This is a genomic window from Pseudomonas muyukensis (assembly GCF_019139535.1).
GTDB lineage: Bacteria > Pseudomonadota > Gammaproteobacteria > Pseudomonadales > Pseudomonadaceae > Aquipseudomonas > Aquipseudomonas muyukensis.
Window position 1 is genome coordinate 137,501 of the sequence record NZ_CP077073.1, and the last position, 20,428, is coordinate 157,928.

Consider the following 20,428-nt stretch of genomic DNA (forward strand, 5'->3'; position numbering starts at 1 on the left):
GATCGCAATCGGCTGGTTGCTGCTGTAACGCTTGTCGAAGTCGTCACGCTCGAGCATGCGCGCAACCGTGTACTGCGAGGCCAGACGAATGAAGTCAGCGGGGGTCAGCTGGTCCATCCAGGTGGAGTTGAACGCGACCTCGGTCTTGGCCGGATCGAGAATCTTGAACACCTGCTGCTTGTAGGTCTCGGCGTTGTCCAGCACCTGCTCACGGGTCAGCGGCGGACGGGTGGCACTTTTGCCGCTCGGGTCGCCGATCATGCCGGTGAAGTCACCGATCAGGAAGATGACCTGGTGGCCCAGCTCCTGGAACTGGCGCAGCTTGTTGATCAGCACCGTGTGCCCCAGGTGCAGGTCGGGCGCGGTTGGGTCGAAGCCCGCTTTAATGCGCAGCGGTTGGCCGCGCATGAGCTTCTCCACCAGTTCCGACTCGACCAATACCTCTTCCGCACCGCGCTTGATAAGCGCCAGCTGCTCTTCAACCGACTTCATAGACAGACCCGCAAGGCTCAGATTCAAGGGGAGCCAACCATACAAGATCGGCCATCAAATACAAGTTTCGCAAAGGAATGTGACCCGAACGGCGTACCGCGGCGTCTACGCGCCCTTGCGCGAGAATGGATTTGGTTATATTTTATACAGTTATTTCATCTTCATCATGTCATTCATCTTTTCCATTTCATTTTTCATTCACTTTTCAAAGTCACCTTACCTATGACCAACGAACCGCCTAAAGCGCCCCCGCTTTATCCGAAAAGCCATCTGTTGGCCGCCAGCGGCATCGCCGCCCTTCTCAGCCTGGCCTTGCTGGTCTTTCCTTCCAGCGAAGTCGAAGCCAAGAAAACCACCCTCAGCCTCGAGCTGGAAAGCCCGGCCGAACAGCTGAAGGACGAGTCCCGCGCCGCGCCACTGGTGCAGGCCGAGCAGAACAGCGACTCGCCCTTCGCCCAGATCGAAGGCGAACAGGCCACCACCGCCGAGACCAAGGCCGCGCCAGCCGCCGTCGCCAAACAGGAAGAAAAAGCCCCCGGCCACCGCGAAGTGGTCGTGGCCCGCGGCGACACCCTTTCCACCCTGTTCAACAAGGTCGGCCTGCCGGCCAACGTGGTCCACGACCTGCTGGCCAGCAACAAGCAGGCCAAGCAATTCAGCCAGCTCAAGCATGGCCAGGTGCTGCAGTTCGAACTGGACAAGGACGGCCAGCTGACCAGCCTGCACAGCAAGGTCAGCAACCTCGAGACCATCCGCCTGACCCGTACCGACAAGGGCTTCAGCTTCGATCGCGAGATCAGCAAGCCAGTAGTGCGCACTGCCTATGCCCATGGCGTGATCAAAAGCTCGCTGTCGGCCTCGGCCCAGCGCGCCGGCCTGTCCCACAGCATGACCATGGACATGGCACGCATCCTTGGTTATGACATCGACTTCGCCCAGGACATCCGCCCCGGCGACGAATTCGACGTGGTCTACGAACAGAAGATGATGGACGGCAAGGTGGTCGGCACCGGCAACATTCTGTCGGCCCGCTTTACCAACCGCGGCAAGACTTACACCGCCGTGCGCTACACCAACAAGCAGGGCAACACCAACTACTACACCGCCGACGGCAACAGCCTGCGCAAGGCGTTCATCCGCACCCCGGTGGACTTCGCCCGCATCAGCTCGCGCTTCTCGGCCGGGCGCAAGCACCCGATCCTGAACAAGATCCGCGCCCACAAGGGTGTCGACTATGCCGCCCCGCGTGGCACGCCGATCAAGGCCGCCGGCGATGGCCGCATCGAGCTGGCCGGCCGTCGCGGTGGCTACGGCAACACCGTGATCATCGCCCACGGCAACGCCTACAAGACGCTGTATGGCCACATGCAGGGCTTTGCCAAGGGCATCAAGACCGGCAGCTCGGTGAAGCAGGGCCAGATCATCGGCTATATCGGCACCACTGGCCTGTCCACCGGCCCACACCTGCACTACGAGTTCCAGGTCAACGGTGTGCACGTCGACCCGCTTAGCCAGAAAGTGCCGATGGCAGACCCGATCGCCAAGGCCGAGCGCCAGCGCTTCAACCAGCAGAGCCAACCCCTGATCGCCCGCATGGATCAGGAAAAAGCCACCCTGCTCGCCGCCAACAAGCGCTGAGCCCATGGCCCTCTATCTGGGAGTGATGTCCGGGACCAGCCTCGATGGCCTGGACATCGCCTTGATCGAACAACACGAGCAGCCCCGGCTGCTCGCCACCCATTACATCCCCATGCCCGTCGACCTGCGCCAGGACCTGCTCGAGCTTTGCGCCAGCGGCCCGGACGAGATCGCCCGGGCGGCCCTGGCCGAGAATCGCTGGGCCACCCTCGCCGCCCAAGGCATCGAGCACCTGCTGGCCGGCCAGGGGCTTGCGCCCGCCGCCATCCGCGCCATCGGCAGCCACGGCCAAACCATCCGCCACGAACCTGCCCGCGGCTTTACCGTGCAGATCGGCAACCCAGCCTTGCTGGCCGAGTTGACCGGAATCTGCGTGGTCGGTGATTTCCGTCGACGTGATGTCGCCGCCGGGGGCCAGGGCGCGCCGCTGGTGCCCGCTTTCCATGAGGCGCTGTTCGGCCACCTTGGCCAGCGCCTGGCAGTGCTCAATGTAGGCGGTTTCAGCAACCTGAGCCTGATCGCCCGGGACACTCCGGTGCATGGTTTCGACTGCGGGCCGGGCAATGTGCTGCTGGACGCCTGGATCGAGCGCAAGCGCGGCCAGCCCTTCGATGCCGATGGCGCCTGGGCGGCCAGTGGCGTAGTGCAGGCCGACCTGCTCAATACCCTGCTCGGCGACCCCTTCTTCGCCGGCAGCGGCCCAAAGAGCACCGGCCGCGAAGTGTTCAACCTGGCCTGGCTGGACAGCCACCTGGGCGCCCTTCCCGGCTACCGCGACGAAGACGTACAAGCCACCCTGCTTGAGCTGACGGCACGCAGCATCATCGATTCGCTGCGCCAGGCGCAGCAGGGCACCGAAGCCTTGCTGGTCTGCGGCGGTGGCGCACGCAATGCTGCGCTGATGGCGCGCCTGGCGCAGTTGCTGCCCGGCGCCCAGGTGTCGAGCACCGCGGCGCAAGGTATCGACGCGGACTGGGTCGAGGCCATGGCCTTCGCCTGGCTCGCCCACTGCTGCCTGGAAGGCATTCCCGCCAACCGCCCGAGCGTGACCGCTGCCAAGGGCTTGCGCGTCCTCGGCGCGATCTACCCCGCCTGAGCACCCCGCAGAATGCAAAACGCCGCGCAATAGCGCGGCGTTTTGCATGACGGCACAGCGATCAGATCGAGAACGACGAACCGCAACCGCAGGTGGTGGTGGCGTTCGGGTTCTTGATCACGAAGCGCGAACCTTCCAGGCCTTCCTGGTAATCCACTTCGGCGCCAGCCAGGTACTGGTAGCTCATCGGATCGACCACCAGCGCCACGCCTTCGCGCTCGACGATGGTGTCGTCGTCGGCGACGTCTTCATCGAAAGTGAAACCGTACTGGAAGCCCGAGCAGCCGCCGCCTGTCACGAATACCCGCAGCTTCAGCCGGTCGTTGCCCTCTTCACTGACCAAGGTCTTGACCTTGTGCGCGGCCCCGGGGGTGAACTCCAAGGCCGTGGGGGTGAAGGTTTCGACGCTCATGTTGATTCTCCCGGCGCAATGCCGCCATAAAACTCGATGGGGCGTATTATCCGCTTGTCCGAGAAAATCGGTCAAGAATTGTGCGGCTTTAGTCGTGCCCATGAAAAAGGCCCGCACAAGGCGGGCCTGTTCATCCAGCGTGCGGTTATGGCAACAGGCCGGCGTGGGACAGCCCCATGCGCTCATCCAGGCCGAACAGGATGTTGAGGTTCTGCACGGCCTGGCCCGACGCGCCCTTGACCAGGTTGTCGATGACCGACAACACCACCACCAGGTCACCGCCCTGAGGCCGGTGCACGGCGATACGGCAAACGTTGGCACCGCGCACGCTGCGGGTTTCCGGGTGGCTGCCGGCCGGCATCACGTCGACGAACGGTTCATCGGCGTAACGCTTCTCGAACAGTGCCTGCAGGTCGACCGAGGTGTCGGCGACGGTGGCGTAGAGGGTGGCATGGATACCGCGGATCATCGGGGTCAGGTGCGGCACGAAGGTCAGGCCGATGTCCTTGCCTGCGGCCAGGCGCAGGCCCTGGCTGATTTCCGGCAGGTGCCGATGCCCTTTGACCGCATAGGCCTTCATGCTTTCGCCAGCTTCGCAGAACAGCGAGCCGACCGCGGCGCCGCGGCCAGCGCCACTGACACCCGACTTGCAGTCGGCGATCAGCCGGGACGGGTCAGCCAGGCCTGCTTCCAGCAGCGGCAGGAGGCCCAGCTGGGTGGCGGTGGGGTAGCAGCCAGGGACGGCGATCAGACGTGCCTGGCGGATCTTCTCGCGGTTCACTTCCGGCAGGCCGTAGACCGCGTCCTTGAGCAGCTCAGGCGCGCCGTGGGGCTGGCCGTACCACTTGCCCCACTCGTGGGCGTCCTGCAGACGGAAGTCCGCCGACAGGTCGATGACCTTGGTGCCAGCGGTCAGCAGCTCACCGGCCAGGGCATGGGCCACGCCATGGGGGGTGGCGAAGAACACCACGTCGCAGGCGGCGAGGGCCTTGCTGTCCGGCACACTGAAGGCCAGGCCGTCATAGTGGCCGCGCAGGTTCGGGTACATGTCGGCAACCGCCACGCCCGCCTCGGAGCGCGAGGTGATTACCGCCACCTCGGCCTGTGGGTGCTGCGCCAGCAGACGCAGTAGTTCGACACCGGTGTACCCCGTGCCGCCGACGATACCGACCTTGATCATGACACTTGCCCCTTATCAACCAGACCACTGGAAAGCGCACGATAATAGGGGCGCCGAGCGCCTGTAACAACTCTTCGGATGACCCTTCGGGCCCTTGGCCTCTACTATCTGACGACCGTGAAAACCTGAAGGAACCCTCCATGCTCTATCTATGGATCAAGGCGCTGCATATCGTCAGCGTGGTCTGCTGGTTCGCCGGCCTGTTCTACCTGCCGCGCCTGTTCGTCTACCACGCCCAGAGCCAGGACAGCATCAGCCTCGAGCGCTTCATCACCATGGAGCGCAAGCTGTATCGCGGCATCATGAACCCGGCAATGATCGCCACCTATGTATTCGGCGGCTGGATGCTGTACCTCAACCCGGGCTGGCTGAGCCAAGGCTGGCTGCATGCCAAGCTGACCCTGGTCGCCGTGCTTACCGTTTACCATCACATGTGCGGCGCCCAGCGCAAACGCTTCGCCGCTGGCACCAATACCCGCAGCCATGTCTACTACCGCTGGTTCAACGAAGCCCCGGTGCTGATTTTGCTGGGCATCGCAATTTTGGTGGTGGTCAAGCCGTTCTAAGGGTAACCCGTTCTTTACAAGGAGTTTCACCATGTCCCTGCCCGCGTCGCTACAACACCTGCGCCTGCCCCTGGTGGCCGCGCCGATGTTCCTGATCTCCAACCCCGAGCTGGTACTGGCCTGCTGCGCCAACGGCGTGGTCGGGAGTTTCCCGGCCCTCAACCAGCGCGACACTGCTGGTTTCAAGGCCTGGCTCGAAGAGATCGAGGCAGGGCTGGCGAAACTGGACCAGCCAGCGCCCTACGCCGTGAACCTGATCGTGCATGCGAGCAACCCCCGCCTGCAGGCCGACCTGGCCTTGTGCGTCGAACACCGGGTACCGATCGTCATCACCAGCCTGGGCGCGGTGAAGGAAGTAGTCGATGCGGTGCACGGCTATGGCGGCCTGGTGTTCCACGACGTGACCACCCGCCGGCACGCCGAGAAGGCCGCCGAAGCTGGCGTCGACGGCCTGATCGCCGTGGCCGCGGGCGCAGGCGGCCATGCCGGTAGCTGGAGCCCGTTGGCGCTGCTGGCCGAGATCCGCCAGTTCTTCGACAAGACCGTGCTGCTGTCGGGCTGCCTCAACCACGGCCATGAGCTGCTGGCTGCCCAAGTCCTGGGGGCCGACCTCGGCTACATGGGCACGCGCCTGATCGCCACCCGCGAAAGCCAGGCCCAGGACGCGTACAAACAGATGATCCTCGGCGCCAAAGCCGCCGATGTGGTACTGACCCCGGCAGTCTCCGGCATCCCCGCCAGCTTCCTGCGCCAGAGCCTGGAACAGGCCGGCTACGACCAGGCGGCGCTCAAGGGCAGCCACCAGGCCGGCAAGCTCAAGCCGATCGGCGACGAGGCCAAGGCCTGGAAGACCATCTGGTCGGCGGGCCAGGGGGTCGGTGACATCAACGACCTGCCCAGCATCGCCGAGCTGGTCGAGCGCCTGGGCCGCGAGTATCGCGCGGCACTGGAACGTACCCAGCAGCTGCGCAGCAACGTCTTGTAGCAAAGCGGCCAGGCTGTACACTAGGCGCCCCTCACGCCCCAGGAGCCTTGCATGACCCGTTACGCCATGATCACCGGTGCTTCCAGCGGCCTGGGCCTGGCCCTGGCGGAAGCGCTGGCACGGCGCGGGCGCAACTTGATCCTGGTGGCGCGCCAGCGCGAGACGCTGGAGCCGGTGGCCATCGAACTGACCCAGCGCTTCGGCGTCGAGGTGCTGTTCCGGGCCTGCGACCTCAGCCAGCCCCTGCGCCTGTCGGGCTTCGTCCTGGAGCTGGAGGAAGGCGAGCGGCGCATCGACCTGCTGGTCAACTGCGCCGGGCAGCGCACTTATGGGCCGTTCCTGGCCCATGAGTGGGCCGACGAGCAGGACCTGCTGGAGGTCAACATCCTGGCCCTGAGCCGGCTGTGCCACGCCATCGGCAACCTGATGGCAATCCAGGGGGGCGGGCAGATCCTCAATATCGCCGGCCTGGCCGGTGTCGCTCCCGGGCCGTGGATGGCCGCCTATGCCGCCAGCAAGGCCTATGTGCTGAGCTTTTCCGAGGCACTGCGTGAAGAACTGCGCCGCACCGGCATCAAGGTCTCGGTGCTGTGTCCGGGCCCGGTACGCTCCGCGAAGCGCCCTATCCCCCGCCTCGACGCCAGCAGCCCCAGCCCCGAGGAGATCGCCCTGTACACCGTGCGGGCGCTGGACAAGAACCGCGCGCTGATCCTGCCTGGGCGCGGCAATCGCTGGCTGGCCTTCGCCCCACGCCTGCTGCCGCGCTGGCTGACGCGCAAGCTGGCCGGGGCGATCCACCGCCGCTACTGCCCCGCCGGCCTGGAATAAGCACTGGGCGAGCGCCCCCCGCCTCAGTACACTCGGGCCCACACTCACCATGGAGCACGTGCTGTGGACGATCTATTCCTCAAAATCATCAACCGGGAAATCCCGGCGGATATCATCTACGAAGACGAGCAGATCCTCGCCTTCAAGGATATCGCCCCCGCGGCGCCGGTTCATTTCCTGGTCATCCCGAAGAAACACATCCGCACCCTCAACGACCTGACCGAAGAGGACAAGGCCCTGGCCGGGCACATCCTGTTCACCGCCCAGCGCCTGGCCGTCGAACAAGGCTGCGAGGAAGGCTTCCGCGTGGTCATGAACTGCAACCCGAAAGGCGGCCAGACCGTCTACCACATCCATATGCACGTGCTTGGCCAGCGCCAGATGAACTGGCCTCCGGGCTGACCCAAGGCAAGCTCCACCTGGACGATTGAGGTAGACTGTCGGGCATCACTTCAGCGGAGGTGCCCGATGGCTACCGAACGTCACTACTCGCCGCTCGACCGCTTGTTGCTGCAGGCCGATACCGCCATGCGCACCTTGCTGCCCTTCAGCGGCCAACCCGCCCGTCCCTCGCCGGCCATCGTCCAGCCGGACGCCGAGCTCGACGAACAACAGGCCCGTCATGTCGCCGGCCTGATGCGTATCAACCATACCGGCGAAGTCTGTGCCCAGGCGCTGTACCAGGGCCAGGCCCTGACCGCCAAGCTGCCCCAGGTGCGCAAGGCCATGGAGCATGCGGCGGAAGAAGAAATCGATCACCTGGCCTGGTGCGAACAACGCATCCGCCAGCTCAACAGCCACCCCAGCGTGCTCAACCCGCTGTTCTACGGCATGTCGTTCGGCATCGGCGCCCTCGCCGGCCTGGTCAGCGACAAGGTCAGCCTGGGCTTCGTCGCGGCTACCGAGCACCAGGTCTGCAAGCACCTGGACGAACACCTGGAACAAATCCCGGAGAACGACGGCAAATCGCGCGCGATCCTCGAGCAGATGCGCGTCGACGAGGAGCATCACGCCGAATCCGCCCTCCAGGCCGGTGGCTACCGCTTCCCGGCGCCGGTGCGCTTTGGCATGAGCCTGCTGGCCAAGGTCATGACCAAGAGCACCTACCGCATCTGAGGAACCACCGATGGAACGCTTCGACGCCAAGGACCTGGCACGCGCCGTAAGCGCAGGCATTCTGCAGCCCGGCCAGGACCAGGCCCTGGCGGACTTCCTGCGCCGCCAAGCCGAGGCTGGCGGTAGCTTCCAGCTGGCCCATGTCGCCTTCTACTTCGGCGCCTTGCTGATCATGGGGGCCATGGGCTGGTTGCTCACCGAAGCCTGGATGACCCTCGGTGACGGCGCGCTACTGAGCATCGCCCTGGTCTATATCGCCGGCATCACCCTGTTCGCCCTGTCGTTGCAACGCCGCGCCCAGCCCATCGCCGCCGGCGTGCTGGCCGCCGTGGCGGTGGCCATCGTGCCGCTGGCGGTATTCGCCATCGAGCGACTGGTCGGCTGGTGGCCGCTGGACGACAGCCAAGGCGACTATCACCAGTACTACACCTACGTGCAAGGCGGCTGGCTAACGATGGAGGTGGCGACGGTACTGGCCGGCCTGTTGATGCTGCGGCTCGTTCCCTTCCCGTTCATCGTCATGCCGATTGCCGTGGCGCTATGGTTCATGTCCATGGACTTGAGCGAATGGTTCTACGGCGATGTGTTCAGCTGGGAGCAACGCCGCACCGTGTCGCTGTGGTTTGGCCTTGGCCTGCTGCTGGTATTCGTCGTGATCGACGGGCGCACCGAGCGGGACTATGCCTTCTGGGGCTATCTCGCCGGGCTGACGGCGTTCTGGGGCGGGCTGACCTTGCTCGACAGCGCCAGCGAGTGGGGCAAGTTCCTCTACTGCCTGGTCAACCTTGGGCTGATGGGCCTGGCGGTACTGCTGCGCCGGCCAGTGTTCATGGTGTTCGGGGCAATGGGGGTAGCGGCTTATCTGGGCTATCTGTCGTACGAGGTGTTCGCCGACTCGCTGCTGTTCCCCGTCGTGCTGACCCTGATCGGCCTGGGCGTGATCGTGCTGGGGTTGCAGTACCAGAAGCGCCGCGAACGGCTCAGCGCGTCACTGCAGGCAAAGCTGCCGCAGTGGCTACAGGCAGCGTTGCCGGCATTGCGTCGCGGATAGATGCCATCGCGGGGTAAAGAGCCCGCCCCCACGCATGCCCGTGCCGTAGCCAGCGTGGGAGCGGGCTTGCCCCGCGTTCGTTTCAGCCCAGTTCGACAATCTCGTAGCCGTGGCTGATTTCCACACCGGCACGCTCGAGCATGATCGACGCCGAACAGTACTTCTCGGCCGATAGCTCTACCGCGCGCTTGACCTGCGCCTCTTTCAGCCCGCGGCCCTTGACCACGAAGTTCATGTGGATCTTGGTGAATACCTTCGGGTCTTCACTGGCGCGCTCGGCCTCGAGGAAGGCTTCGCAGCTTTCCACCGCCTGGCGCGATTTCTTCAAGATGCTCACCACATCGAAGCTGCTGCAGCCGCCCAGGCCCAGCAGCAGCATTTCCATCGGGCGCACACCGAGGTTGCGGCCCCCGGCTTCGGGCGGGCCGTCCATGACCACGACATGACCGCTCCCCGACTCGCCGAGGAACATCGCTTCACCGGCCCACTGGATGCGTGCCTTCATCTATCCGGACTCCAAATACGTAAAAGGGTGTCAGCTTAGACCTTGCGGCGCCGTCGGAAAAGCTCAAGCCGTGGCGCTTTTGTGCCGATGCAGGGAGAAGTGTCTGATAAGCTGGCGCCAAACGACTGGCGCTTGCCGCCAGACAATCTATAAAAAGCCAATGCGTAGCATCGAACAGGATTTCGTGATGGTCTCCTCAGCCCTGCCACCCAAGATCAAGAACATCGACAAGTTGCTGGCCCACTGCCAACGCCGTCGCTATGCCGCCAAGAGCAGCATCATCTGCGCCGGTGATCGGGCCGAGACGCTGTCGTTCATCGTCAAGGGCTCGGTGACCATCCTGATCGAGGATGACGACGGTCACGAAATGATCATCGCCTACCTCAACAGCGGTGATTTCTTCGGCGAGCTGGGCCTGTTCGAGCCAGCCGGCCAGGAACAACAACGCAGCGCCTGGGTGCGAGCCAAGACCGAATGCGAAGTGGCCGAGATCAGCTACGACAAGTTTCGCGAGCTGGCCCGCCAGGACCCGGAGATCCTCTACGCCCTCGGCAGCCAGATGGCTCAGCGCCTGCGCAACACCACGCGCAAGGTCGGCGACCTGGCGTTCTTCGATGTCACCGGGCGGGTCGCCCGCTGCCTGCTCGACCTGTGCAAGCAACCCGATGCCATGACCCACCCCGACGGCATGCAGATCAAGATCACCCGCCAGGAGATCGGCCGCATCGTCGGCTGTTCGCGAGAAATGGTCGGCCGCGTCCTCAAGGACCTCGAGGAGCGCAGCCTGGTGCAGGTCAAGGGCAAGACCATGGTGGTCTACGGCACCCGCTAATCCTGCGGCAGTGCCGCAAGCACCTGGTCATACGCCTGGCTCAGGCGTTCGAACCAGGGCACGGCCGGCGCCACTTCGTGCAGGGCGATATGGCTGTCGGCCCGGCAGCGCTGCTCAAGATCGCAACACTCGTTGAAGCGGTTGACCGCGGCGACCATCGATTCGCGCTCGTTGTCCAGCAACAGCGCGCCATGCACCAGCACCACCGGGCGCTTGCCGCCCAGGCCCTGGCGCCAGCGCTGGGCGGTGCCTACCAGTTTGCGGCCGTTGAGGTTGACGTTGTAGCGACCGTCGCAGAACGCCCCGTCGATTTCCCCAACCGAGGCCACCCCACCCCACTCGCGCAAGACATCGCACAAGGGCAGGCACAGCCGTTCGTAGGCGTTCTCGATGCGGCCATGGTCGCCTTCGCTGCGGGGCGCTACGTACACCAGGGCGATATTCACCGTGGCATGGGACTGCGGCACCGGCTCGCCGCCGGTTTCACGCAGTAACACCGGCCAGCCGGCGATGGCCAGCTCGGCGCAGGCGGCCTCGAAGTTGTCCAGCCGGCTCATGCGCCGTGGCATCACCAGGGCGTGGTCGGTCGGGCGCCAGAACAGCACGCCGGCATCGCGCTCGCCACCGCAGACGGCGGCCAGCAGCTCCTGTTCGGCGTGCAGGCCCTGCTCGACGGTGAGGGCCAGGGGTTGATCGCTCATTGTCCACCTTTGATGTGATGAGGCCCTCGAATACAAAAAAGCCGGCAAACGATGCCGGCTTCCTGTTCGATCAGTCCAGTTGCTGAACGGTTTTCTTCACCTGGTCCGGGAAGAACAAGCGTTGCAGTTCCAGCCCCGGCTGCTCGGCGCGCATGAACGCCTCGCCGACCAGGAACGAGTACACCTCGTTGATTTCCATCAGCTCGACATCGGCCCGGTTGAAGATCCCGCTCTCGGTAATCGCCAAGCGATCACGAGGGATGCGTGGCAACAGGTCGAGGGTGGTATCCAGGCTGACCTCGAAGGTGTGCAGGTTGCGGTTGTTGACCCCGACCAACGGCGTGTCGAGGGTCTTCAACGCGCGCTCCAGCTCATCGCCATCATGCACCTCGACCAACACGTCGAGGCCGACGTCCTTGGCGGTGGCGGCCAGCTCGGCCATCTTCCCGTCATCCAGCGCCGAGACGATCAACAGCACGCAGTCGGCGCCCAGGGCACGGGCCTCGACGATCTGGTACGGATCGACCATGAAGTCCTTGCGGATCACCGGCAGCGACACCGCGGCGCGGGCCTGCTGCAAGTAAAGGTCGGCACCCTGGAAGTAGTCCACGTCGGTGAGCACCGACAGGCAGGTCGCCCCGCCCTTCTCGTAGCTGACGGCGATTTCCGCCGGCACGAAGTGCTCGCGGATCACCCCCTTGCTCGGCGACGCTTTCTTGATTTCGGCGATCACCGCTGGCTTCTTGAGCCTGGCCTGCTTGATCAGCGCATTGGCGAACCCGCGCGGGGCCTCGGCGGCCTTGGCCAGTTGTTCCAGTTCGCCGAGGCTGACGCGGGCGCGGCGCTCGGATACTTCCTGGAATTTGCGGGCGATGATCCTTTCCAGCACCGTCGGCACGCTCATGCTTGGTTCTCCACCTTGAATACCGCAGTAAAGGCGCCCAGCTCCTGCAGTTTTTCCCAGGCCAGGCCGGTGTGCAGCACATCGTGGGCCAGCTCCACGCCCTGGGCCAGGGTCATGGCGTGATCGGCGGCGTACAGCGCGGCGCCGGCGTTGAGCACGATCATCTCGGCGGCCTTCTGGCCGTTCTCGGTCTTGCGCCGGCCCAGTGCATCGCGGATCAGCTCCAGCGATGCCTGCGGGCCGTCGACCGCCAGGCCATGCAGGCTCTGGCTCTTCATGCCGAGGTCCTCGGGTTCGACCCAATACTCGATGATCTGGTCGTTCTTCAGTTCAGCGACAAAGGTTGGCGCAGCCAGGCTGAACTCGTCCAGGCCATCCTTGGAGTGCACCACCAGCACATGCTTGCTGCCCATGCGCTGCAGCACTTCGGCCAATGGACGGCACAGGGCCTGGGTGAACACCCCGACCACCTGGTGCTTCACACCGGCCGGATTCGTAAGCGGGCCGAGCATGTTGAACAGGGTACGCAGCCCCAGCTCGCGACGCGGGCCGGCGGCGTGCTTCATGGCGCTGTGGTGGGTCTGGGCGAACATGAAGCCGATGCCCAGGCTGTCGATGCAACGGCCCACTTGCACCGGCGTCAGGTTCAGGTAGATGCCCGCGGCTTCCAGCAGGTCGGCACTGCCGCTCTTGCCAGACACTGCGCGGTTGCCGTGCTTGGCCACGGTGCAACCGGCCGCCGCGATGACGAACGCCGAGGCGGTGGACACGTTGAAGATATTGGCGCCATCGCCACCGGTACCGACGATGTCGACCACGCCGTCGAGGGTCTTGAGCTCGACCTTGTCGGCCAGCTCACGCATCACCGACACCGCGCCGACGATCTCGTCGATGCTCTCGCTCTTCATGCGCATGCCCATCAGGAAGGCGCCGATCTGCGCCTCGCTGCATTGGCCGGTCATGATCTGGCGCATGACGTCGCGCATTTCCTCGGTGCTCAGGTCCAGGTGGCCGACGATGCGGCTCAATGCGTTCTTGATCTCCATGATCGCTCCTTAACGGCGTCCGCCGGTCTGCTTGAGGAAGTTGGCGAACAGCTCGTGACCCTGCTCGGTGAGAATGGACTCGGGGTGGAACTGTACCCCTTCGACGTTCAGGGTTTTATGACGCAGGCCCATGATCTCGTCGACCGAGCCATCTTCATGGGCGGTCCAGGCGGTCACTTCGAGGCAATCAGGCAGGGTATCGCGCTTGACCACCAGCGAGTGGTAGCGGGTGACGGTGAGCGGGTTGTTCAGGCCGGCGAACACCCCCAGGTCGCGGTGCAATACCGGGCTGGTCTTGCCGTGCATCACCTGGCGCGCGCGCACCACGTCACCGCCGTAGGCCTGGCCGATGGACTGGTGGCCCAGGCACACGCCCAGGATCGGCAGCTTGCCGGCAAAGTGCAGGATGGCCTCGATGGACACACCCGCTTCGCTCGGGGTGCAAGGGCCGGGAGAAACGACGATGCGCTCGGGGTTCAGGGCTTCGATCTGGGCGATGGTCATTTCGTCATTGCGAATGACCTTGACCTCGGCACCCAGCTCGCCGAGGTACTGCACCACGTTGTAGGTGAAGGAGTCGTAGTTGTCGATCATCAGTAACATCTGCAACGAACCTCTTGAATACTGACTTTTGATTCGAGCCTTCCCCTACCGGCATGGATGCGGGTAAATCCGCATTGAGCGGCCGGTGAAGCGAAAGGAAGGCAAACAGGAGCGGGCCGGGCTAGCCGGCAGGGGATAAAGTCAGGCGCGCCAACGCCAACGGGCGTGGGCCTTGATAACGCGCATCAAGAGTTTGCTGACGATCAACACAGGGTAGGTCTCGTTCATACGTCACGGCACAGTAGCCTACCGGCGCGGCGGGCGCAATATGCCGGTAAACACGGGGAAACGAATGCAATGACGGGCAATGCGCGGTGATTTGCTATGGTCATGCCGCTTGCTTCGATAAAAACAACGAAAAGGACATTCATGCATGCACACGGCACCCTTCCTGCGTTCCGCCCTCGGCATCCTTGCCCTCGCCTGCAGCCAGGCCATGGCCGCGCCCTCGCCCTATTCGTCGATGATCGTCTTCGGTGACAGCCTCAGCGACGCCGGGCAGTTTCCCGACCTGACCGGTGGCACCCCAGGCATGCGTTTCACCAACCGCGACGCCAACGGCAACTATGCGCCGGTCTCACCGATGATCCTCGGCGCCAGGCTGGGTTTCTCCGGCGCGGCACTGGGCCCCTCCACCTCGCTGACCAACCAGTTGCAGGGCACCCCCGACGGCAACAACTGGGCGGTGGGTGGCTACACCACGCAGCAGATCCTCGACTCGATCACCGACACCTCGAAAGCCGTTATCCCGCCTGGGCGCCCCGGTGCCGGCGTGGTCCTGCGCGAGCGTGACGGCTACCTGGCCAACGGCCTGCGCGCCGACCCCAACGCGCTGTACTACCTGACCGGCGGCGGCAACGACTTCCTCCAGGGCCTGGTCAACAGCCCGGCCGACGCGGCAGCCGCCGGAGCACGCCTGGCCGCCAGTGCCCAGGCCCTGCAACAGGGGGGCGCACGCTACATCATGGTCTGGCTGCTGCCAGACCTGGGCCAGACCCCGAACTTCAGCGGCACGCCCCAGCAAGGCCCGCTGTCGCAGCTGTCCAGCGTGTTCAACCAGGCGCTGGTCGGCCAACTCGGGCAGATCGACGCCCAGATCATCCCGCTCAACGTGCCCCTGCTGCTGCGCGAAGCCCTCGCCAGCCCCGGCCAGTTCGGCCTGGCCAGCGACCAGAACCTGGTCGGCACCTGCTACAGCGGCGACGGTTGCGTGGGCAACCCGGTCTACGGTGCCAACGGCAGCAGCCCGGATCCAACCCGGCTGCTGTTCAACGACTCGGTGCACCCAACCATCGCCGGCCAGCAACTGATCGCCGACTACGGCTTTTCGATCCTGGCCGCGCCGTGGGAACTGACACTGCTGCCGGAAATCGCCCACGCCAGCCTGCGCGCCCACCAGGACGAACTGCGCAACCAGTGGCAGACACCCTGGCAGGCCGTCGGCCAGTGGCAGGCGTTCGTCGCCACTGGCGACCAGGACCTGGACTTCGGCAGCCAGCGCAGCGCCGCCAGTGGCGACGGGCGCAGCTACAACCTGACCCTCGGCGGCAGCTACCGGCTGGATGAGGCCTGGCGCCTGGGCCTGGCCGCCGGGGTCTACCGGCAGAAACTCGAAGCAGGCCAGCACGACTCGGACTACAAGCTCGACAGTTACCTGGCCAGTGCCTTCGCCCAGTTCCGCCAGGACCGCTGGTGGGCGGATGCGGCGTTGACCGCCGGCCACCTGGACTACCGCGACCTCAAGCGCACCTTCGCCCTGGGCGTGAACGAGCGCAGCGAAAAAGGCGATACCGACGGCGAGGCCTGGGCCATCAGCGCCCGCCTGGGCTACAACCTGGCGAGCGAGGGCAGTGCCTGGCAACTGGCGCCGTTCGTCAGTGGCGACTATGCGCGGGTCAAGGTCGATGGCTATGACGAGAAGAGCGGGCGCTCGACAGCGCTTGGCTTCGACGACCAGGCGCGCAAGTCGCGGCGCCTGGGCGTAGGCCTGCAGGGCAGCGTGCAGGTGTTGCCCAGCACCCGGCTGTTCGCCGAAGTGGCCCGCGAGCATGAGTTCGAGGATGACCAGCAGGACCTGACCCTGCACTTGACCCGCCTGCCGGCCAACGACTTCACCCTGACCGGCTACACGCCGCACAGCAACCTGACCCGCGCCAGCCTGGGGGTGAGTCATGAACTGGTGGCCGGGTTAACCCTGCGGGGGAACTACAACTGGCGCAAGAGTGATGAGTTGACTCAGCAGGGGCTGAGCCTGGGGGTCAGCGTCGACTTCTAGATCGTTGGGGCCGCTCTGCGGCCCTTTCGCGACACAAGGCCGCTCCTACAGAAGAACACAATCGCCTGTAGGAGCGGCCTTGTGTCGCGAAAGGGCTGCGAAGCAGCCCCGCAAGCCAGTGAATTACTGGATCGTGGTCTGCTCGGCCAACGCCACCGCGCGGAACATCGCCCGGCGCTTGTTGAGGGTTTCTTCCCACTCCAGCGCCGGTACCGAGTCGGCGACGATACCGCCGCCGGCCTGTACATGCAGCTCGCCATCCTTGATCACCGCGGTGCGGATGGCGATGGCGGTGTCCATGTTGCCGTTCCAGGCAAAGTAGCCCACCGCGCCACCGTAGACACCGCGCTTGACCGGCTCCAGCTCGTCGATGATCTCCATCGCGCGAATCTTCGGCGCCCCGGACAAGGTGCCCGCCGGCAGGATCGCGCGCAGCGCGTCCATCGCCGTCAGCCCCTCACGCAACTGGCCAGTGACGTTGGAAACAATGTGCATGACGTTGGAATAGCGCTCGATCACCATCTTCTCGGTCAGGCGCACGCTACCGGTGGACGACACCCGCCCCACATCGTTGCGGCCCAGGTCGATCAGCATCAGGTGCTCGGCGATTTCCTTGTCGTCCGACAGCAGGTCGTCTTCCAAGGCGCGGTCGGCCTCTTCGGTAGCCCCACGCGGGCGGGTGCCGGCTATCGGGCGCACGGTGACCAGGTTGTCCTCGACCCGCACCAGCACTTCCGGCGAACTGCCGACCACGTGGAAGTCGCCGAAGTTGAAGAAGTACATGTACGGCGTCGGGTTGAAGCAGCGCAGGGCGCGGTACAGGTCGATGGGCGCAGCCTTGAAGTCGATGGACATGCGCTGCGACGGCACCACCTGCATGCAGTCGCCGGCGAGGATGTACTCCTTGATCCGCCCCACGGCGTTTTCATAGTCGTCACGGGTATAGCTGGAACGGAATTGCGGCTCGGCCGCCTGTGGGCCGCTGAGGTCCAGGCCGCGGCGCGGGGCGATGGGCTGGCGCAGCGTGGCCAGCAGCCCTTGCAGGCGCGCCTGGCCCTGCTCGAAAGCCTGCTCGTCGGCCGGGTCGACCAGCACGATGGCGTGCATCTTGCCAGCCAGGTTGTCGAACACCACCACCGCGTCGGAAACCATCAACAGGATATCCGGCACGCCCAGCGGATCCGGGTTCGGGCTGGCGCCGAGGCGTTTTTCCACATAACGCACGCAGTCGTAGCCGAAGTAACCGACCAGGCCACCGTTGAAGCGCGGCAGGCCCGCAATGTCGGCGACCTTGTAGCGGTCCTTGAAGGCCTCGACGAAGGCCAGTGGATCCTCGACGTCATGGCTTTCCACCTCGACGCCATCCTCCAGGATGCTCACGTGGTAGCCATGCACCCGCAGCACGGTGCGCGACGGCAGGCCGATCATCGAGTAACGGCCCCATTTTTCGCCGCCCTGCACCGACTCGAGCAGGTAGGAGTTGGGTTGGTCGGCCAGTTTCAGGTAGATCGACAGCGGCGTGTCGAAGTCGGCCAGGGTTTCACAGGCCAAGGGGATGCGGTTGTAGCCGGCAGCGGCCAGGCGCAGGAATTCTTCGCGGGTCATGTGTAGCCTCGGGCAAGCAGCAAAGGGGGCGGGCAAACGGACGTACCGGCGGGTGCCGGTGGGCAGCAGTCAGGCGCGCCAGCGCCAGCGGGCCAGGGCCTTGATGACTTTCATCCAGAGTTTGCCGGTAACCACCACGTTGTTGTCTCTGCTTGGCGGGGCTTGAAGGTCCGTCAACGTTATCCCAGTGTCGGAGACTAAGCAACCGGGCAGCAGCAAGCGCAGGTCGTCGATGACCAGGCTGGGGGATTCCTCGTCGATGGGGCGGCCATGATTGTAGCCGTAGCTCAGGCCTACGCACTTGACGCCGGCGGCCTTGGCAGCCAGCACGTCGCTGCGCGAATCGCCGACGAACAACGATTGTTCGGCGCTGACACCGGCCATCTTCATCACGAACAACAGTGCCGCCGGGTCGGGCTTCTTCTGCGCCAGAGTATCGCCGCCGATGATCCAGCGGAAATAGCGACCGATCTTCATCTGGTCGAGCAAGGGGGCGACGAAGCGTTCGGGCTTGTTGGTGATCAGCGCCATCTCCACGCCCTGCTTGCGCAGCCAGCGCAAGGTGTCGCGCACGCCGGGGTAGACCACGGTCAGCTCATGGCTTTCGGCGTAGGCCTCCATGAACAGCGCCAGCGCCTGCTCGGCCAGCGCGTCGTCCACCGCCTGGTGCTCGATGCTACCGGCCAGGGCGCGGCGCACCAGCACCTGGGCGCCGTTGCCGACCCAGTGGCGTACCGCCTCCAGCCCGGCGGGCGGTCGCCCGAGTTCGAGCAGCATGCGGTCGACGGCTGCGGCCAGGTCGGGAACAGAGTCGATCAGGGTGCCATCCAGATCGAACATCACCAGCCTGGGCAGCGTCCCCGGGAACAGCTGCTCGAAGCCACTCATGCGCGGGCCAGCGCCAGTTCGGCACGCATCTGGTCGATGACCTGCTTGTAGTCCGGGGCGTTGAAGATCGCTGAACCGGCAACGAAGGTGTCGGCACCGGCGGCAGCGATCTCGCGGATATTGCCGACGTTGACGCCTCCGTCGATCTCCAGGCGGATATCGCGGCCGCTGGCATCGATCAGCGCACGGGCTTCACGCAGCTTGTCGAGGGTGCCGGGGATGAACTTCTGGCCGCCGAAGCCTGGGTTGACGCTCATCAGCAGGACCATGTCGATCTTGTCCATCACGTACTTCAGGGCATCCAGGCTGGTGGCCGGGTTGAACACCAGGCCGGCCTTGCAGCCACCGTCCTTGATCAGTTGCAGCGACCGGTCGATGTGCTGCGAGGCTTCCGGGTGGAAGGTGATGTAGGTGGCGCCGGCCTCGATGAAATCGCCGATGATGCGGTCGACCGGGCTGACCATCAGGTGCACGTCGATCGGTGCGGTCACGCCGTACTTGCGCAAAGCGCTGCAGACCATCGGGCCGATGGTCAGGTTGGGCACGTAGTGGTTGTCCATGACATCGAAGTGGACGATGTCGGCCCCGGCGGCCAGGACCTTGTCGACGTCCTCGCCCAGGCGGGCGAAATCGGCGGACAGAATGGAGGGGGCAATAGCGTAGGGCTGCATGGCGCACCTGTTGGGCAGAATCACGGTGGCGCGCATTGTAACTCAGGCAAAGCGATGAGGGCTGATTGGTATCAAGGGTGTGCGTCGGTCGATAACTCACACCGCGTGGGAGCGGGCTTGCCCCGCGATGGCGGCGGTGGGTTTACCATCGCCATCGCGGGGCAAGCCCACTCCCACGTGCGCTTCGCAGCATGGGAATCAGCCCGGCTGCTGGGTCCTCAGCTTCTCGCTACGCCCGCGCAACCACTCAAGGGTCAGCAGCAACACCACCGAAAACGCGATCAGCAAGGTGGCCGCCGCGGCGATGGTCGGGCTCAGGTTCTCGCGGATGCCGCTGAACATCTGCCGTGGCAGGGTCGCCTGCTCGGGCCCGGCGAGGAACAGCGTCACCACCACTTCATCGAACGAGGTGGCAAAGGCGAACAACGCCCCGGAAATAACCCCCGGCGCGATCAGCGGCAGGGTCACCCGGCGAAACGCCAGTAACGGCGAGGCCCCCAGGCTGGCTGCCGCGCGTACCAGGTTGTAGTTGAAACCCTGCAGCGTCGCCGACACGGTGATGATCACGAACGGCACGCCCAGCACCGCGTGCACCAGGATCAGCGAGGTGAAGCTGTTGCCCATGCCCAGCGGGGCGAAGAACAGGTAGCTGGCCACGCCGATGATCACCACCGGTACCACCATCGGCGAAATCACCAGCGCCATCACCAGCGACTTGCCGGGAAAATCGCCGCGGGTCAGGCCAATGGCGGCCAGGGTGCCGAACACCATGGCCAGCACGGTGGCCGCCGGGGCGACGATGATGCTGTTCTTCAGCGCGCGCATCCACTCGGCCGAGGCGAAGAAGTCCTGGTACCAATGCAGCGAGAAACCTTGCAATGGATACACCAGGAAGCTGCCACTGTTGAATGAAAGGGGGATGATCACCAGCACCGGCAGCACCAGGAACAACAGGATCAGGCCGCAGAGAATCCGCAGGCTGTAGAACCACACCCGCTCCACGGGCGACATATAGGGGCTCAGCATGACAAGGC

The 20,428-nt window shown here is 64.8% G+C and carries 22 protein-coding genes (1 of these 22 only partly in view); 10 read left to right on the forward strand and 12 right to left on the reverse strand.

Features of this window, described 5'->3' with window-relative positions; all coding sequences use genetic code 11:
* Nucleotides 1–492, reverse strand: partial view of a tyrosine--tRNA ligase gene (tyrS, locus tag KSS95_RS00725; RefSeq protein ID WP_217850671.1) — the start only. It extends 708 nt beyond the left edge of the window; only the first 492 of its 1,200 coding nucleotides appear in the window; the start codon lies at nt 490–492; the stop codon falls past the left edge of the window.
* A 222-nt stretch (nt 493–714) separates the two neighbouring features.
* On the opposite strand from tyrS, the gene KSS95_RS00730 reads away from it, so the two are divergent.
* On the forward strand, nt 715–2,130 hold the full coding sequence (locus KSS95_RS00730) for a peptidoglycan DD-metalloendopeptidase family protein (RefSeq protein ID WP_217850673.1): 1,416 nt from the start codon (nt 715–717) through the stop codon (nt 2,128–2,130).
* Nucleotides 2,131–2,134: 4 nt separating this feature from the next.
* A complete protein-coding gene (locus KSS95_RS00735; RefSeq protein ID WP_217850674.1) occupies nt 2,135–3,226 on the forward strand; it encodes an anhydro-N-acetylmuramic acid kinase in 1,092 nt (363 codons plus the stop codon).
* Between the two features lie 61 nt (nt 3,227–3,287).
* On the opposite strand, the gene erpA is transcribed toward KSS95_RS00735, so the two are convergent.
* Nucleotides 3,288–3,638, reverse strand: a complete 351-nt coding sequence (gene erpA / locus KSS95_RS00740) for an iron-sulfur cluster insertion protein ErpA (protein ID WP_134689776.1) — start codon at nt 3,636–3,638, stop codon at nt 3,288–3,290.
* Nucleotides 3,639–3,783: 145 nt separating this feature from the next.
* Complete coding sequence (gene argC, locus KSS95_RS00745; protein ID WP_217850676.1) at nt 3,784–4,818, reverse strand: N-acetyl-gamma-glutamyl-phosphate reductase; 1,035 nt, start codon at nt 4,816–4,818, stop codon at nt 3,784–3,786.
* Nucleotides 4,819–4,958: 140 nt separating this feature from the next.
* On the opposite strand from argC, the gene hemJ reads away from it, so the two are divergent.
* The 6 genes from hemJ to KSS95_RS00775 all read left to right on the forward strand — a co-directional run bounded on the left by hemJ (nt 4,959) and on the right by KSS95_RS00775 (nt 9,364).
* Nucleotides 4,959–5,384, forward strand: a complete 426-nt coding sequence (hemJ, locus tag KSS95_RS00750) for a protoporphyrinogen oxidase HemJ (RefSeq protein WP_134689778.1) — start codon at nt 4,959–4,961, stop codon at nt 5,382–5,384.
* 31 nt (nt 5,385–5,415) lie between these two features.
* Nucleotides 5,416–6,369 (forward strand): NAD(P)H-dependent flavin oxidoreductase, encoded by a 954-nt coding sequence (locus tag KSS95_RS00755; protein WP_217850678.1) that lies wholly within the window; start codon nt 5,416–5,418, stop codon nt 6,367–6,369.
* Nucleotides 6,370–6,420: 51 nt separating this feature from the next.
* Nucleotides 6,421–7,197 (forward strand): SDR family NAD(P)-dependent oxidoreductase, encoded by a 777-nt coding sequence (locus KSS95_RS00760; protein WP_217850679.1) that lies wholly within the window; start codon nt 6,421–6,423, stop codon nt 7,195–7,197.
* A gap of 63 nt (nt 7,198–7,260) precedes the next feature.
* Nucleotides 7,261–7,599, forward strand: coding sequence for a histidine triad nucleotide-binding protein (locus KSS95_RS00765; protein ID WP_134689781.1), 339 nt, complete (start codon nt 7,261–7,263; stop codon nt 7,597–7,599).
* A 66-nt stretch (nt 7,600–7,665) separates the two neighbouring features.
* A complete protein-coding gene (coq7, locus tag KSS95_RS00770) occupies nt 7,666–8,313 on the forward strand; it encodes a 2-polyprenyl-3-methyl-6-methoxy-1,4-benzoquinone monooxygenase (protein WP_217850681.1) in 648 nt (215 codons plus the stop codon).
* Nucleotides 8,314–8,323: 10 nt separating this feature from the next.
* On the forward strand, nt 8,324–9,364 hold the full coding sequence (locus KSS95_RS00775) for a DUF2157 domain-containing protein (RefSeq protein ID WP_217850683.1): 1,041 nt from the start codon (nt 8,324–8,326) through the stop codon (nt 9,362–9,364).
* An 82-nt stretch (nt 9,365–9,446) separates the two neighbouring features.
* Here KSS95_RS00775 and KSS95_RS00780 read toward each other — a convergent pair whose 3' ends face one another.
* Nucleotides 9,447–9,869 carry an OsmC family protein gene (locus KSS95_RS00780; protein WP_134689784.1) on the reverse strand — a complete coding sequence of 141 codons (423 nt, stop codon included), beginning with the start codon at nt 9,867–9,869 and terminating at the stop codon, nt 9,447–9,449.
* A 187-nt stretch (nt 9,870–10,056) separates the two neighbouring features.
* Here KSS95_RS00780 and crp point away from each other — a divergent pair, with 187 nt between their 5' ends.
* Nucleotides 10,057–10,701, forward strand: a complete 645-nt coding sequence (crp, locus tag KSS95_RS00785; RefSeq protein ID WP_217850690.1) for a cAMP-activated global transcriptional regulator CRP — start codon at nt 10,057–10,059, stop codon at nt 10,699–10,701.
* On the opposite strand, the gene KSS95_RS00790 is transcribed toward crp, so the two are convergent.
* From KSS95_RS00790 to KSS95_RS00805, 4 genes are all read right to left on the reverse strand, one after another.
* Nucleotides 10,698–11,402 (reverse strand): lipoate--protein ligase family protein, encoded by a 705-nt coding sequence (locus KSS95_RS00790; protein ID WP_217850692.1) that lies wholly within the window; start codon nt 11,400–11,402, stop codon nt 10,698–10,700. The genes crp and KSS95_RS00790 overlap by 4 nt on opposite strands.
* Before the next feature lie 70 nt (nt 11,403–11,472).
* Entirely contained in the window at nt 11,473–12,306 is an 834-nt protein-coding gene (gene trpC, locus KSS95_RS00795; protein ID WP_217850694.1) for an indole-3-glycerol phosphate synthase TrpC, read from the reverse strand.
* Nucleotides 12,303–13,352 (reverse strand): anthranilate phosphoribosyltransferase, encoded by a 1,050-nt coding sequence (gene trpD / locus KSS95_RS00800; RefSeq protein ID WP_217850696.1) that lies wholly within the window; start codon nt 13,350–13,352, stop codon nt 12,303–12,305. The genes trpC and trpD overlap by 4 nt, the downstream gene beginning before the upstream one ends.
* 9 nt (nt 13,353–13,361) lie before the next feature.
* Nucleotides 13,362–13,955 carry an aminodeoxychorismate/anthranilate synthase component II gene (locus KSS95_RS00805; RefSeq protein WP_217850703.1) on the reverse strand — a complete coding sequence of 198 codons (594 nt, stop codon included), beginning with the start codon at nt 13,953–13,955 and terminating at the stop codon, nt 13,362–13,364.
* 373 nt (nt 13,956–14,328) lie between these two features.
* Here KSS95_RS00805 and estP point away from each other — a divergent pair, with 373 nt between their 5' ends.
* Nucleotides 14,329–16,230, forward strand: a complete 1,902-nt coding sequence (gene estP, locus KSS95_RS00810; RefSeq protein ID WP_217850711.1) for an esterase EstP — start codon at nt 14,329–14,331, stop codon at nt 16,228–16,230.
* A 123-nt stretch (nt 16,231–16,353) separates the two neighbouring features.
* Here estP and trpE read toward each other — a convergent pair whose 3' ends face one another.
* The 4 genes from trpE to KSS95_RS00830 all read right to left on the reverse strand — a co-directional run bounded on the left by trpE (nt 16,354) and on the right by KSS95_RS00830 (nt 20,420).
* Complete coding sequence (gene trpE, locus KSS95_RS00815) at nt 16,354–17,835, reverse strand: anthranilate synthase component I (protein WP_217850713.1); 1,482 nt, start codon at nt 17,833–17,835, stop codon at nt 16,354–16,356.
* Between the two features lie 69 nt (nt 17,836–17,904).
* Nucleotides 17,905–18,723, reverse strand: a complete 819-nt coding sequence (locus tag KSS95_RS00820; RefSeq protein ID WP_217850715.1) for a phosphoglycolate phosphatase — start codon at nt 18,721–18,723, stop codon at nt 17,905–17,907.
* Nucleotides 18,720–19,394 carry a ribulose-phosphate 3-epimerase gene (gene rpe, locus KSS95_RS00825; protein ID WP_217850717.1) on the reverse strand — a complete coding sequence of 225 codons (675 nt, stop codon included), beginning with the start codon at nt 19,392–19,394 and terminating at the stop codon, nt 18,720–18,722. Before rpe ends, KSS95_RS00820 begins: the two co-directional genes overlap by 4 nt.
* A gap of 198 nt (nt 19,395–19,592) precedes the next feature.
* The gene (locus tag KSS95_RS00830) at nt 19,593–20,420 is read right to left on the reverse strand and encodes an ABC transporter permease (RefSeq protein ID WP_217850719.1); all 828 of its coding nucleotides are present in this window, start codon (nt 20,418–20,420) and stop codon (nt 19,593–19,595) included.
* Between the last annotated feature and the right edge of the window lie 8 nt (nt 20,421–20,428).

Bases quoted from the DNA above. Each gene is read 5' to 3' on its own strand.
- KSS95_RS00730 (WP_217850673.1), top strand. From the start codon at position 715: ATGACCAACGAACCGCCTAAAGCGCCCCCGCTTTATCCGAAAAGCCAT.
- KSS95_RS00735 (WP_217850674.1), top strand. From the start codon at position 2,135: ATGGCCCTCTATCTGGGAGTGATGTCCGGGACCAGCCTCGATGGCCTG.
- erpA (WP_134689776.1), bottom strand. From the start codon at position 3,638: ATGAGCGTCGAAACCTTCACCCCCACGGCCTTGGAGTTCACCCCCGGG.
- argC (WP_217850676.1), bottom strand. From the start codon at position 4,818: ATGATCAAGGTCGGTATCGTCGGCGGCACGGGGTACACCGGTGTCGAA.
- hemJ (WP_134689778.1), top strand. From the start codon at position 4,959: ATGCTCTATCTATGGATCAAGGCGCTGCATATCGTCAGCGTGGTCTGC.
- KSS95_RS00755 (WP_217850678.1), top strand. From the start codon at position 5,416: ATGTCCCTGCCCGCGTCGCTACAACACCTGCGCCTGCCCCTGGTGGCC.
- KSS95_RS00760 (WP_217850679.1), top strand. From the start codon at position 6,421: ATGACCCGTTACGCCATGATCACCGGTGCTTCCAGCGGCCTGGGCCTG.
- coq7 (WP_217850681.1), top strand. From the start codon at position 7,666: ATGGCTACCGAACGTCACTACTCGCCGCTCGACCGCTTGTTGCTGCAG.
- KSS95_RS00775 (WP_217850683.1), top strand. From the start codon at position 8,324: ATGGAACGCTTCGACGCCAAGGACCTGGCACGCGCCGTAAGCGCAGGC.
- KSS95_RS00780 (WP_134689784.1), bottom strand. From the start codon at position 9,869: ATGAAGGCACGCATCCAGTGGGCCGGTGAAGCGATGTTCCTCGGCGAG.
- crp (WP_217850690.1), top strand. From the start codon at position 10,057: ATGGTCTCCTCAGCCCTGCCACCCAAGATCAAGAACATCGACAAGTTG.
- KSS95_RS00790 (WP_217850692.1), bottom strand. From the start codon at position 11,402: ATGAGCGATCAACCCCTGGCCCTCACCGTCGAGCAGGGCCTGCACGCC.
- trpC (WP_217850694.1), bottom strand. From the start codon at position 12,306: ATGAGCGTGCCGACGGTGCTGGAAAGGATCATCGCCCGCAAATTCCAG.
- trpD (WP_217850696.1), bottom strand. From the start codon at position 13,352: ATGGAGATCAAGAACGCATTGAGCCGCATCGTCGGCCACCTGGACCTG.
- KSS95_RS00805 (WP_217850703.1), bottom strand. From the start codon at position 13,955: ATGTTACTGATGATCGACAACTACGACTCCTTCACCTACAACGTGGTG.
- estP (WP_217850711.1), top strand. From the start codon at position 14,329: ATGCACACGGCACCCTTCCTGCGTTCCGCCCTCGGCATCCTTGCCCTC.
- trpE (WP_217850713.1), bottom strand. From the start codon at position 17,835: ATGACCCGCGAAGAATTCCTGCGCCTGGCCGCTGCCGGCTACAACCGC.
- KSS95_RS00820 (WP_217850715.1), bottom strand. From the start codon at position 18,723: ATGAGTGGCTTCGAGCAGCTGTTCCCGGGGACGCTGCCCAGGCTGGTG.
- rpe (WP_217850717.1), bottom strand. From the start codon at position 19,394: ATGCAGCCCTACGCTATTGCCCCCTCCATTCTGTCCGCCGATTTCGCC.
- KSS95_RS00830 (WP_217850719.1), bottom strand. From the start codon at position 20,420: ATGCTGAGCCCCTATATGTCGCCCGTGGAGCGGGTGTGGTTCTACAGC.